We start from the raw sequence: 12,036 nt of genomic DNA on the forward strand, positions 1-12,036 counted from the left end.
TCCTCCTGAGGGGCGCACGAGGGCGCCGGAACGGGCGTGCGGGGTACGGAAGCGGGGGACCCCCCCCGGGCGCCCGCGGGGCCCGGCGGGCCGGGCTACCAGGCCGTGGAGGCCGACGCCCGCTTCTCGCCGGGCAGCAGTATCCAGAGCGCCAGGTAGAGCAGGAACTGGGGTCCCGGCAGCAGACACGAGACCAGGAAGATCACGCGCATCGTGTTCGCGGAGGTGCCGAAGCGCTGTGCCAGCGCCGCGCACACCCCGCCGAGCACGCGTCCGTGACGGGGGCGGACCAGACGACCGGCCATGGTGGGCTCCTTCACGAGACCATCGGGGGAGCATCCCTTGTCCGTGCTCCCGATGGTTCCATGGTCGCGCGACGGAGGGAGCGGAGCATCCCTCTACGGGGCGACCCCGACCCTGGGAATCGTCGGGGTGACCCCCTGAGGGTTCTCCTCCCGCAGGACGTTCTCGCCCCCGGAGGTCCTCCGGAAGGCCGACCCCCGGAGCACCGTCCTCCCGCCGGCCCTGGCCCGGCCGTCGGCGGTACGGGGTGACCAGGGCCCCCCGCGCACCGTACGGGAGCGCCGCATCCGGCCCTCCGCGCGGAGCCTGGCCCGGCACGCGGGCACCACCGCGAGATGGGCGAGCGCCACCCCGACGGTGTTGAGCAACAGGGAATCGACGTCGACGACCCGGCCGGGCACCACGGTCTGCGCCATCTCGATCCCGAGCGAGAGCAGCGCGCCCGCCGTGACCGTACGGGTGAGGGAGGCCCAGCAGGAGACGGCGATCCGGCCGTCCACCAGCGGCAGCAGCACCCCGACGGGGGCGAGCAGCAGCAGCCCCTCACCGATCCGGTGCGCGGCCTCCAGCGGCCCGAGGGCCAGATCGGCCCTGATGCCCGCGAACGGCGTCAGGTTGGCCGCGTTCACCCACATCACATCGAGAGGGCGGAGCGTCACCCACCCCACCAGCGAGAGATGCACGAGCAGGGATACGAACCCCGCCACACGGAAGCGGAAGACGGCATTGCCGCCCGGACCTTGACGCACGCTTCCCAAGACGCGGCGCGCCGCGTCATCGGTTCCGGGCGGACCGGGGCAACGCACGGTTGAGACCGGTGTCACCCGCCCGGCGGGCCGGCGCGGACACCTCACTCGAACGTGCGGGTGAGGGCGCGGAGGGCCTCGTGGCGGCCGAGCGCGACCTTGAGGGGGATCAGCACCAGCCAGCACCAGAGCGCCGCCGCGGGCGAGACGAGGAAGGCGACCGGCACCGTCGCCCCGAAGACCAGCGCGGTCGAGCCCAGGTCCGCGGCGATGTTCCGGCCGGTGCGCCGCACATCGGGACGGGCCGTCCCGGGGGCGCGCCGGATGGAGAGGAGCAGCGCGAGCTGGAGCAGGTCGATGACGATGATCGTGCAGGCGTAGACCGCCACGGAGAGCGGCTGGGACGCGTACTCGGACAGCAGCGTGGTGGGGAAGGGCAGCAGCGCGATGACCCCCAGCCCCATCAGCACCAGCCGGCCGGAGAGCGCGTCCAGGCCCCGCGCGAGCCCCAGGATCCGGTGGTGGTCGCGCCAGACCCCGGCGATGATCGTGAAGCTGAGCGCGTACGCGCCCACGTGGGAGAACAGCCCCCGCACCATGGCGTGGAACCCGGCCGTGTCCAGCCCCGCGGTCACCTGGATGTCCAGCACCAGCAGTGTCATGGCGATCGCGAAGATCCCGTCCGACAGGGCGGTCAGCCGGTTCAGCCTGGTCTCGTCCGCTCCGCCGCCGCTCACGGGGAGAGCATGGCCGGGCCGAGCCGCGGGGCCGCTCATTACGCCTGTGGAGGGCAAGCCCCGCTTCCGCGCGCCGTGGGGCGGCGCGGTTCAGCCGTCGCTCGGGCTCGCGCTCGCGCTCGGGGCCAGGGTCGGCACATCGGCGTCCGGATGACGCTTCGTCTCCTGGTCGCAGACGTAGGTACGCGTCGGGTACGCGCCCGGCCCGCCCAGGACGACCCGGCCGTCCGAGCCCCCGCTCTCCGCGAAGGTGCAGACGATCTGGGCGAGCGCCGCGGCCGGCAGATCCTCCGGCTGCCGGCTGAGGCGCAGCGCCCCGGCCGGGTCGCCGCCGTGTGCGGCGGAGACGGTCAGCGGCCCCCGTACGGACGTGGTGAACCCGGCCTCGCGCTCGGCGGCGGACGGCTGGGCCTGCAACGCGTCCACCAGCGCCTGCGCGGCGCCCACCCGGGCCTCGGCGGCCGTGCCCGCCGGGATACCGGCCGTACGCCCGACGGACGCGAGACCGGAGGCGCACACCAGATAGACCCGGACCGGAACGCCGGACTCCGACTGTGCGACGACATCCTTCCCGGCGATCTCGCACGGCATCCGCGACGGCGCGGGCCCGGCGTCCACCGGTACGGACGTGGTCCTGATCCCGCACCCGGCGGCGAGCGCGACGAGCGCGACCACCCCGGCGAACCGCCCGACCGTACCTGCGTGCGGACGGCGGCTCCTCGCGGAACGCCCCGCCCTCTTCCCCCGCGTCACGGTGTTCCGCCCGCCTCTCCCCGCTCCGTGTCCCCGGTCCCGGGACCACGGTCCCGGTCCGGCTCCTCCCCGCTGTCGCGCGGCAGCCGCAGCACGAACATCGCACCGCCGTCCGGCACGTTCGTCGCCGTGATGTCCCCGCCGTGGATGTGCGCGTTCTCCATGGCGATCGACAGGCCGAGCCCGCTGCCCTCCGAACGAGGCCGGGACGCGCTCGCCTTGTAGAAGCGGTCGAAGACATGCGGCAGCACGTCCTCGGGGATGCCCGGACCGTGGTCCCGTACCTCGATGACCAGTTCGTCGCCCTCGGTCCGCACCGCCACCCGTACCGGCGAACCGCCGTGCTTGAGCGCGTTGCCGATCAGATTCGCCAGGATCACGTCGAGCCGGCGCGGATCGAGCCGCGCCATGATGCCGCGCTCGGCGTCCAGCTCCACCGCGTCCAGCCAGGCGCGCGCGTCGATGCACGCCGTGACCTGGTCCGCCACATCGACATCGTCCAGCACGAGCCGCGCCGTACCCGCGTCGAAGCGGGTGACCTCCATCAGGTTCTCGACGAGTACGTTGAGCCGCCGGGTCTCGCTCACCACCAGCGTCACCGCCGGCGCGATCATCGGGTCCAGGCTGTCGGCCTCCTCCTCCAGGACCTCCGTCACGGCGGTGAGCGCGGTCAGCGGGGTGCGCAGCTCGTGCGACATGTCCGCGACGAAGCGGCGGCTCGACTCCTCCCGCGCGCTCATGTCCGCGACCTTCTTCTGCAAGGACTCGGCGGCGCTGTTGAACGTACGGGACAGATCCGCCAGCTCGTCCGAGCCCGACACCCGCAGCCGCGTCCCGAACTTGCCCTCGCCGAGCTGCCGCGCCGCCTCCCCGAGCCGCTGCACCGGCTTGAGCACGGTCTCCGCCGCGGCCTGCGCGAGCAGCGCGGATCCGATCAGCGCGAGCGTCGTGGCGATCCCCAGCGACCAGGCCAGCGAGTTGAGGTCCGCCTGCTCCTGGTCGAGCGACTTGAACATGTAGCCGGTGGGGCCGCCGCCGATGATCCGCGTCCCGCCCACCAGATAGGGGGTGCCGCCGCGCTCGGTGCGCTGCCAGAACACGTGGTACGGGTACTTGTTGGACGCCGTGACCCGCTGCCGGTCGTTCACCGCGTCCCGCAGCGAGTCCGGCACGTCGTCCATGGTGAACAGGTCGGGGTCGGAGGCGCCGACGATCGGCTTCCCCTTGTCCCGCGCGGCGATCAGCACCACGCTGTAACCGGAGTTGTCGCCCGCCATCCGCTCGGCGGTGTTCTGGAGATCGCCCTGCTGCGGCCAGAGCGGCAGCTCGGCGGCGCGGCTCTGCATCTCCTGCTGGAAGTCGTTGAGCGCCGAGTCCTGCGTACGGGTCAGCACCGCCTGGCGGTTGAGCCAGTACGCGATCCCCGACGCGGAGACGGCCGCGGTCAGCGCCACCGCCCCGAAGACGATGACGAGCCGCAGCCGCAGGCTGGTCCAGCGGAGCCCGGCCAGGAACGCCTTCCTGGCCGTACCGCCCTTGCCCGCGGCCGGGCTGCCGCGCCGCGGACGGACGTACGGGTCCACAGCCTGGTCCGCGGACCCCTGGTCCTGGCACGGCTCCGTACCCGCGGGACCGACGTCGCCGGCCCGCTCGTTCTTCTCCGGACCGGTCTCCGGCCCGTCCCCCCTGGGCACGTCACTCACGAAGGCGTGTCCAGCCGGTAGCCCACCCCGCGCACGGTACGGATCAGCGTCGGCGAGGACGGCACGTCCTCCACCTTGGCGCGCAGCCGCTGCACGCACGCGTCCACCAGCCGAGAGTCCCCGAGATAGTCGTGCTCCCACACCAGCCGCAGCAACTGCTGGCGCGACAGCGCCTGTCCGGGCCGCCGGCTCAGCTCCAGCAGCAGCCGCAGCTCGGTCGGCGTGAGCTGGAGGTCCTCGCCGTTCTTGGTCACCGTCATCGCGGAGCGGTCGATCACCAGGCTCCCGAAGGTCGCGGAGTCCGTGGACTCGCGCTCACCACGGCGCAGCACGGCGCGGATCCGGGCGTCCAGCACCCGGCCCTGCACCGGTTTCACCACGTAGTCGTCGGCGCCGGACTCCAGCCCGACCACCACGTCGATGTCGTCGTTGCGCGCGGTCAACAGGATGATCGGCAACTGGTCGGTACGGCGGATCCGGCGGCAGACCTCGAAGCCGTCGATCCCGGGCAGCATCACATCCAGCACGATCAGATCCGGCCGCTGCTCGCGGAGCAGTTTCAGGCCGTCCTCACCCGTCGCCGCGGTGGCCACCCGGTGGCCCTGGCGTGACAGGGAGAGTTCGAGGGCCGTGCGGATGGCGTCGTCGTCCTCGATCAGCAGCAGAAAAGGCACGGAGGTCATTGTGTCCCATGGGGGGACCGGAGTTCGACCGTTGCGTGCCACAGGCCCCTGTGACACGGCTGTGACAGTCGGGGGACAGGGCCATGAAACTGCCCCGGCAAGCTCATTGCCACACGGAACGAAGAGACTCCAACCGACGGGGGGCGCGGGATGAACGCACTGCACGGAACGACCTCAAGCGCAGTGGTCACGCGTCTTCACGACGTCGCCAGGAGTACGGAGAAGTCCGGCGCCGTGAACGGGCGGGGGTGCGTTCGCGGCGCCGGGCGTCAGCACAAGCCGTCGTACATGACGGTGGTTGACGCGCCCCAGGCGGGCGGCGGGACAGTCGCGTACGGGGAGGCCACGGGGGCCACGGGGGAGCGGACGGCTCCGGCCGGGACGGCGGACGCCGAAGCGGCGTTCACCGCCTACGTCCAGGAGCGCCGCGCCTCCCTGTACGCGACGGCCTACCACCTGACCGGGGACCGGTTCGAGGCCGAAGACCTGCTCCAGAGCGCCCTGTTCTCCACGTACCGGGCCTGGGACAGGATCAGTGACAAGGCGGCGGTCGGGGGCTACCTCCGCCGCACGATGACCAATCTGCACATCAGCGCCTGGCGCAGGCGCAAGCTCAACGAGTACCCGACGGAGGAGCTGCCGGAGACGGCGGGCGACACGGACGCGATGCGCGGCACGGAGCTGCGCGCCGTGCTCTGGCAGGCGCTCGCCCGGCTGCCAGAACTCCAGCGGACGATGCTCGTCCTGCGCTACTACGAGGGCCGCACGGATCCGGAGATCGCGGACATCCTCGACATCAGTGTCGGCACGGTGAAGTCGAGCATCTGGCGGTCGCTCCGCCGGCTGCGCGAGGACGAGGTCCTCAGCTTCGGCCGTGACGAGGAGGAGTCCTTCGGCGAACTGGTCGCCTGAGGGCAGTGGGGGGAGCACGGGGGAATGCGGGGGGTCCGTCGTTTCGGGGGAGACGGCGGAAGCACGGGGGAAATACGGGGGGTTCGGGGGAGGACCCGTGGGGACCGGGGGGAAACCACGGGGAACAGGGGGGAAACGGGGGAAAGGTAAAAGCCGCGGGGGAACTGCGGTGACCCATGGGGGAACACGAAAAAGGAAGCGGGACCGTACGGGCTGGGGGGCCGGTACGGCCCCGCTTTCGTGTGCGTGGGCGCCGGTCGGACGGTGCCGGTCAGGACGGTGCCGGTCAGGTGGTGCCGGTCCGGGTGGTGGCCGTGGGCTCGGCCGCCAGCGCGGCGTCCCGTGCGGCACGCGGCGTGAGGCGCCGCCCGGCCGCCGCCGCGCCGATCCGCTCCAGCGCCTCCGGCTTGGCGCACGGGTGGGCGCCCAGCGCCGTCTGCCGTTCGACGATCGCGCGCTCGGCGCGCATCAGCCGCCACCCGCGCCGCAGCAGGAACGGCACCGACTTTCGCCCCTCGCGCAGATCGCGCGCGAGACGCCGCCGGAACGTGGTCGACGGCCGGCCCCGCAGACAGAGCGCGTCGGCCAGCACCCCCAGCTCCCGGCAGCGCGCGACGATGTCCGCGGCGAAGATGCCCTCCGCGAGGAACAGCGGCGCCCCTTCCACGTCCAGCGCCTCCGTGTCCACCCGTGAACTGGTCGCGATGGAGTACACGGGAACGGTCGTACGGCCCGTACGGCACAGCTCCACGATCGCGGCGACCGCGGCGTCCTCGTCCCAGGAACGCACGGAGTCCCAGTCGATGTCCGGACTGTCGGGGACCAGTGGCAGCGTCGGGTCGTCGCCCTCCTTGTAGAAGTCGTCGAGGCGCAGCACGGGCAGACCCGTACGGGCGGCGAGAGACGACTTTCCGGAGCCGGACGGCCCCGCGAGCAGCACGACGCGGGGCGGAAGAGTGGGAGAGCTCACGGGACACCAGTGTGCGGCATCCGTCCGTACGGTGAACCCCTGGGGGCGATCAGGCGAGTTCCGGTGGTCGATTTGGCGGGTTTTCCGATACCGCGGACGGAGCGTCGACTACGCTGAGTGCCGCTTCGATCACTCAACACCACCAACCGGCTTGCTCGATCCGGCCAGGCAGGACATCTCATGGCACGTCACGCACTTCCCCCCGCCCCGCGTCGCACCCTGCTGCGCGCCGGCCTCACCCTCACGGCGGCGGGCGCGGCCCTCGGTCTGGGCGGCGCGGCGGCCCACGCGGCCCCGGCACCCGCACCCGCCTCCTCCTCCGACACGGAGTCGCAGATCGCCGAGTCGGGCCAGGCGGCGGGCCAGGCCCTCACGGGGGCGCTCGGCTACGGGGTGGCGGGCGCCCTGAACCCGATCACCTCCCTCAAGCTCAACCCCCTGGCCGGCACGGGCGTCGACCCGCTGGACAACGCGCTGGGCACCCAGGTGGCCGACTTCAAGCCGATCTCCACGGCCCCGCTCACCGACCCGCTGAGCAAGGGGAGCGGCGCGCTCAAGGACATGCCGCTGGTGGGACCGGTGGTGGGCCAGGTGACGGGGGCGCTGCCGGGGTGAGCGGTGTCAGGGCCGCTGTCAACCTCTGCGGCCCAAGTGCACAACGGTGATGGTGACTACAGCGTCTTCGCCGTGCCGGCGACACCGGACCGAGCCTGCGCTTCGCTTCGTCGTCGGTCACCGTCGAGTGCTGTGCATGAAGAAAGCTCTGTTTCCCCTCGAACGAGGGGAAACAGAGCTTCGCGTGGACGGTTCGGTACGCCGACTCAGTACGCCGAGCCCGACGCGCCCAGGCTGCCCGTCGGGTGCCAGACCGTCTTCGTCTCCAGGAAGGCCGTCAGGCGGTGCGTGCCGGGGTCGGCAGTCCACTCCGTGGTGTCCTGGGGGCGCGGGCGCCGTACGCGCTTGAGGTTGTCGGCCGCGGCGATCTCCAGCTCCTTGGCCAGCGTCTCGTCCGCGCCGGTCAGGTCGATCCCGTTGACGTCCTGGTGCGCGGCGAGGGGTGCCGCGATCTCCGCCGTACGGCCGGAGAGGATGTTGACCACCCCGCCCGGCAGGTCCGACGTGGCCAGCACCTCGCCCAGCGAGAGCGCGGGCAGCGGGGACGTCTCGCTCGCCACGACCACCGCCGTGTTGCCCGTCGCGATCACCGGGGCGATCACCGAGACCAGGCCGAGGAACGACGACTCACGCGGTGCCAGGACCGCGACGACACCGCTCGGCTCGGGCGTCGAGAGGTTGAAGAACGGCCCCGCGACCGGGTTCGCCCCGCCCGCGATCTGGGCGATCTTGTCCGTCCACCCCGCGTACCAGACCCAGCGGTCGACCGCCGCGTCCACCACGGCCGCCGCCTTCGCCTTCGACAGGCCCTCGGCCTCGGCGACCTCCCGTACGAACTGCTCCCGGCGGCCCTCCAGCATCTCGGCGACGCGGTAGAGGATCTGGCCCCGGTTGTACGCCGTCGCGCCCGACCAGCCGCCGAACGCCTTACGGGCCGCGACGACCGCGTCCCGGGCGTCCTTGCGGGAGGACTGCGGGGCGTTGGCCAGCCAGGTGCCCTTCGAGTCGGTCACTTCGTACACCCGACCGCTCTCGCTCCGGGGGAACTTGCCCCCTACGTACAGCTTGTAGGTCTTGAAGACATTGAGCCGGCCGGTGACGGTGCCGGCGGATTCCTTAGACATCGAGGTACGCCTCCAGGCCGTGGCGACCGCCCTCGCGGCCGTAACCCGACTCCTTGTAGCCGCCGAACGGCGAGGTCGGGTCGAACTTGTTGAACGTGTTGGCCCAGACGACGCCCGCCCGGAGCTTGTTCGCGACCGCGAGGATGCGCGAGCCCTTCTCCGTCCAGATGCCCGCGGAGAGGCCGTACTGCGTGTTGTTGGCCTTGGCCACGGCCTCGTCCGGGGTACGGAACGTCAGCACCGACAGCACCGGGCCGAAGATCTCGTCCCGGGCGATGGTGTGCGCCTGCGTGACGTTGGTGAAGAGCGTCGGCGCGAACCAGTAGCCGGCCGACGGCAGTTCGCACGCGGGCGACCAGCGCTCCGCGCCCTCCGCCTCGCCCGTCTCGGCCAGCGCCCGGATCCGGGCGAGCTGCTCCGCGGAGTTGATCGCGCCCAGGTCGGTGTTCTTGTCCAGCGGGTCGCCCACGCGCAGCGTGGACAGCCGGCGCTTGAGCGCGTCCAGCACCTCGTCGTGGACCGACTCCTGGACGAGCAGCCGGGAGCCCGCGCAGCAGACCTGGCCCTGGTTGAAGAAGATGCCCGTGACGATGCCCTCGACGGCCTGGTCGACCGGGGCGTCGTCGAAGACGATGTTCGCGCCCTTGCCGCCCAGTTCGAGCGTGGCCCGCTTCCCCGTGCCGGCGATCTCGCGGGCGATGGCCTTGCCGACGGCGGTCGAACCGGTGAAGGCGACCTTGTCGATGCCCGGGTGGCCGACGAGCGCCGCGCCCGTCGTCCCGTCGCCGGTGATGATGTTGACGACGCCCTTGGGGAGCCCGGCCTGGCGGCAGATGTCCGCGAAGAAGAGCGCGGAGAGCGGGGTCGTCTCGGCGGGCTTGAGGACGACCGTGTTGCCGGTGGCGAGCGCCGGGGCGATCTTCCACGCGAGCATGAGGAGCGGGAAGTTCCAGGGGATGATCTGCCCGGCGACCCCGAGCGGGCGCGGGGCGGCCCCGTAGCCGGCGTGGTCGAGCTTGTCGGCCCAGCCCGCGTAGTAGAAGAAGTGCGCGGCGACCAGCGGGAGGTCCGCGTCGCGGGTCTCCTTGATCGGCTTGCCGTTGTCGAGGGTCTCCAGCACGGCCAGTTCGCGCGAGCGCTCCTGGATGATCCGTGCGATACGGAAGAGGTACTTGGCCCGCTCGGCGCCGGGCAGGGCCGACCACTTCTCGAACGCCTTGCGGGCGGCCCGCACGGCGCGGTCGACGTCGTCCGCACCGGCCTGCGCGACCTCGGACAGCACCTCCTCGGTGGACGGGCTGACGGTCTTGAAGACCTTGCCGTCGGCCGCCTCGCCGAACTCGCCGTCGATGAACAGCCCGTAGGAGGGCGCGATGTCGACGACCGAGCGGGACTCGGGGGCGGGCGCGTACGCGAAGGGGTGCGCCGGGGTGGTGCGCGACGTGCTCTCGGGTGTGCTCTGGGATGCCATCTCTGCCTCAGTCCACCGTGACGTAATCGGGGCCGGAGTACCGGCCGGTGCTGAGCTTCTGACGCTGCATCAGCAGGTCGTTCAGCAGACTGGAGGCGCCGAAGCGGAACCAGTGGTTGTCCAGCCAGTCCGCGCCCACGGTCTCGTTGACCAGTACGAGGAACTTGACCGCGTCCTTCGTCGAACGGATGCCGCCCGCGGGCTTCACCCCGATCTGCACGCCGGTCTGCGCGCGGAAGTCGCGTACGGCCTCCAGCATCAGCAGCGTGTTGGCGGGGGTGGCGTTGACCCCGACCTTGCCGGTCGACGTCTTGATGAAGTCCGCGCCCGCCATCATGCCGAGCCAGGACGCGCGGCGGATGTTGTCGTACGTGGACAGCTCGCCGGTCTCGAAGATCACCTTGAGCCGGGCGGACCCCGCCGCCTCCTTCACGGCGCGGATCTCCTCGTACACCTTGAGGTAGTGCCCCGCGAGGAACGCGCCGCGATCGATGACCATGTCGATCTCGTCGGCGCCCGCGGCCACGGCGTCGCGCGTGTCGGCGAGCTTCACGCCGAGCGCGGCGCGGCCGGCCGGGAAGGCGGTGGCGACGGAGGCGACCTTCACCCCGGACCCGGCGAGCGCGGCGACCGCGGTCTCCGCCATGTCCGGGTAGACGCAGACGGCGGCGGTCGCGGGCGTCGTGCGGTCGGTCGGATCGGGCCGTACGGCCTTGGCGGCGAGCGCCCGGACCTTGCCGGGGGTGTCCGCGCCTTCGAGCGTCGTCAGGTCGATCATGGAGATCGCCAGATCGATGGCGTACGCCTTGGCCGTGGTCTTGATCGAACGCGTACCGAGCGCGGCGGCGCGGGCCTCCAGGCCGACGGCGTCGACGCCGGGCAGCCCGTGCAGGAAGCGGCGCAATGTGCTGTCGGACGCGGTCACGTCAGCGAATGCGGGGGTGATGGTGGGCATGGTCACCAGATGAGCATATCTACGCGCGTAGCGACCTGTACAGGGGGTGTGAGGTTCCTCGAAGGGGCTGTTTCCGAGCTGTGACCCGGGCTGTGCCCCGGTGCTCATGCGAGGGCGCGCCGTGGGTGCGCGTGCGTGGGCGGGGGGACGGGGGCCGCGACTGTCGGAGCCGTACGGCAGAATCGGACGTATGACGAGCTCTGCCCCCGACCCCGCGCCCGAGCCCGGCTCCACACCGGGTTCCGAATCCGGGTCCGCCGCCGGCTCCGGGCCCGCCGCCGAGTCCGGCGCCGCTCCCGGCCGCGCCTCGGACGCCGCGTCCGGCGGCGCCACCGGTGGGGGCGAGCCGGACCAGCCGGCCTACGCCGACCGTGTCTTCCGGTCCGGCGGCGGGATCGTGGGCGGCGCCCTGCTGCTCGCGCTCGTCCTGTGGATCGGCATCGACGCGCTCGTCCGGGGCACGGGCAGCACGCCGTGGCTGGCGCTCGCCGGGATGCTCTGCGCCCTGCCGCTGATCGTCGCGTTCACCCTGCGCCCCGCGGTCTTCGCGGGCGCGGACCGGCTCCGTATCAGGAACCCGTTCAGGACGATCGTCCTGCCGTGGGGTTCGGTCACGGACATACGGGCCTCGTACTCGTGCGAGGCGTTCACGCGGGACAACGGGAAGTTCCAGCTCTGGGCCGTCCCCGTCTCCCTGCGCCAGCGCAAGCGCGCCGCCCGCACGCAGACCCGCAGAGCGGGCGACGACCCGCACGGCAGGACCTCGGTCAACGTGGATGTCACGGACCACCAGGCCCGTATGGCCACGGCGGACCGCACCACCGCCGACCTCCGGGACCTGGCGGAACGGTCCGCCGGCCGCCCCACGGCCCAGGGCGCCCCGGTGGTCCGCTGGGCCTACGAGGTCATCGCCCCGTCGGCGGCGGGCCTGGTGGTCCTGGTGGTCCTGCTGCTCGTGCGCTGAGGCCGCGAGGCCGCGAGGCCCGTGTCGGGACCGCGGGACCGGGCGGCCGGCGGGCCACGGGATGCGAAGGCCGCGGGTTCGGACGGTGAGGACGACCGCC

13 protein-coding genes are annotated in these 12,036 nt (G+C 72.3%); 3 read left to right on the plus strand and 10 right to left on the minus strand.

The window, feature by feature from the left end; translation table 11 throughout:
* Positions 1–95: 95 nt before the first annotated feature.
* The 6 genes from ACFXPK_RS30640 to afsQ1 all read right to left on the minus strand — a co-directional run bounded on the left by ACFXPK_RS30640 (position 96) and on the right by afsQ1 (position 4,916).
* Positions 96–305 (minus strand): PspC domain-containing protein, encoded by a 210-nt coding sequence (locus ACFXPK_RS30640; protein ID WP_385003021.1) that lies wholly within the window; start codon positions 303–305, stop codon positions 96–98.
* Between the two features lie 93 nt (positions 306–398).
* Complete coding sequence (locus tag ACFXPK_RS30645) at positions 399–1,052, minus strand: VanZ family protein (RefSeq protein ID WP_385080377.1); 654 nt, start codon at positions 1,050–1,052, stop codon at positions 399–401.
* A 101-nt stretch (positions 1,053–1,153) separates the two neighbouring features.
* Entirely contained in the window at positions 1,154–1,786 is a 633-nt protein-coding gene (locus tag ACFXPK_RS30650) for a TMEM175 family protein (protein WP_385080379.1), read from the minus strand.
* A 90-nt stretch (positions 1,787–1,876) separates the two neighbouring features.
* Positions 1,877–2,539 (minus strand): hypothetical protein, encoded by a 663-nt coding sequence (locus ACFXPK_RS30655; protein WP_385080381.1) that lies wholly within the window; start codon positions 2,537–2,539, stop codon positions 1,877–1,879.
* Positions 2,536–4,242 carry an ATP-binding protein gene (locus ACFXPK_RS30660; protein WP_385080383.1) on the minus strand — a complete coding sequence of 569 codons (1,707 nt, stop codon included), beginning with the start codon at positions 4,240–4,242 and terminating at the stop codon, positions 2,536–2,538. Before ACFXPK_RS30660 ends, ACFXPK_RS30655 begins: the two co-directional genes overlap by 4 nt.
* On the minus strand, positions 4,239–4,916 hold the full coding sequence (gene afsQ1, locus ACFXPK_RS30665; protein ID WP_249948185.1) for a two-component system response regulator AfsQ1: 678 nt from the start codon (positions 4,914–4,916) through the stop codon (positions 4,239–4,241). The genes ACFXPK_RS30660 and afsQ1 overlap by 4 nt, the downstream gene beginning before the upstream one ends.
* Before the next feature lie 159 nt (positions 4,917–5,075).
* Between afsQ1 and ACFXPK_RS30670 the strand changes: the two genes are divergently transcribed.
* The gene (locus ACFXPK_RS30670; protein ID WP_385003004.1) at positions 5,076–5,837 is read left to right on the plus strand and encodes a SigE family RNA polymerase sigma factor; all 762 of its coding nucleotides are present in this window, start codon (positions 5,076–5,078) and stop codon (positions 5,835–5,837) included.
* Between the two features lie 286 nt (positions 5,838–6,123).
* On the opposite strand, the gene ACFXPK_RS30675 is transcribed toward ACFXPK_RS30670, so the two are convergent.
* Positions 6,124–6,807 (minus strand): uridine kinase, encoded by a 684-nt coding sequence (locus ACFXPK_RS30675; RefSeq protein ID WP_385080385.1) that lies wholly within the window; start codon positions 6,805–6,807, stop codon positions 6,124–6,126.
* Between the two features lie 180 nt (positions 6,808–6,987).
* Here ACFXPK_RS30675 and ACFXPK_RS30680 point away from each other — a divergent pair, with 180 nt between their 5' ends.
* Entirely contained in the window at positions 6,988–7,422 is a 435-nt protein-coding gene (locus ACFXPK_RS30680; protein WP_385002998.1) for a hypothetical protein, read from the plus strand.
* A gap of 206 nt (positions 7,423–7,628) precedes the next feature.
* Here the strand turns inward: ACFXPK_RS30680 and ACFXPK_RS30685 are convergent, their stop codons facing one another.
* Genes ACFXPK_RS30685 through deoC form a run of 3 tightly spaced genes read right to left on the minus strand, consistent with a single transcriptional unit; the run spans position 7,629 to position 10,972 of the window.
* Positions 7,629–8,546: an aldehyde dehydrogenase family protein gene (locus ACFXPK_RS30685; protein ID WP_385080387.1), complete on the minus strand. Its 918-nt coding sequence runs from the start codon at positions 8,544–8,546 to the stop codon at positions 7,629–7,631.
* Positions 8,539–10,017, minus strand: a complete 1,479-nt coding sequence (locus ACFXPK_RS30690) for an aldehyde dehydrogenase family protein (protein ID WP_385002992.1) — start codon at positions 10,015–10,017, stop codon at positions 8,539–8,541. The genes ACFXPK_RS30685 and ACFXPK_RS30690 overlap by 8 nt, the downstream gene beginning before the upstream one ends.
* Positions 10,018–10,024: 7 nt before the next feature.
* A complete protein-coding gene (deoC, locus tag ACFXPK_RS30695) occupies positions 10,025–10,972 on the minus strand; it encodes a deoxyribose-phosphate aldolase (protein WP_385003027.1) in 948 nt (315 codons plus the stop codon).
* A 190-nt stretch (positions 10,973–11,162) separates the two neighbouring features.
* Between deoC and ACFXPK_RS30700 the strand changes: the two genes are divergently transcribed.
* The gene (locus tag ACFXPK_RS30700) at positions 11,163–11,936 is read left to right on the plus strand and encodes a PH domain-containing protein (protein ID WP_385080389.1); all 774 of its coding nucleotides are present in this window, start codon (positions 11,163–11,165) and stop codon (positions 11,934–11,936) included.
* The last annotated feature ends 100 nt before the right edge of the window (positions 11,937–12,036 follow it).

The sequence above is a fragment of the Streptomyces sp. NPDC059142 genome (assembly GCF_042755665.1).
Taxonomy (GTDB): Bacteria; Actinomycetota; Actinomycetes; order Streptomycetales; family Streptomycetaceae; genus Streptomyces.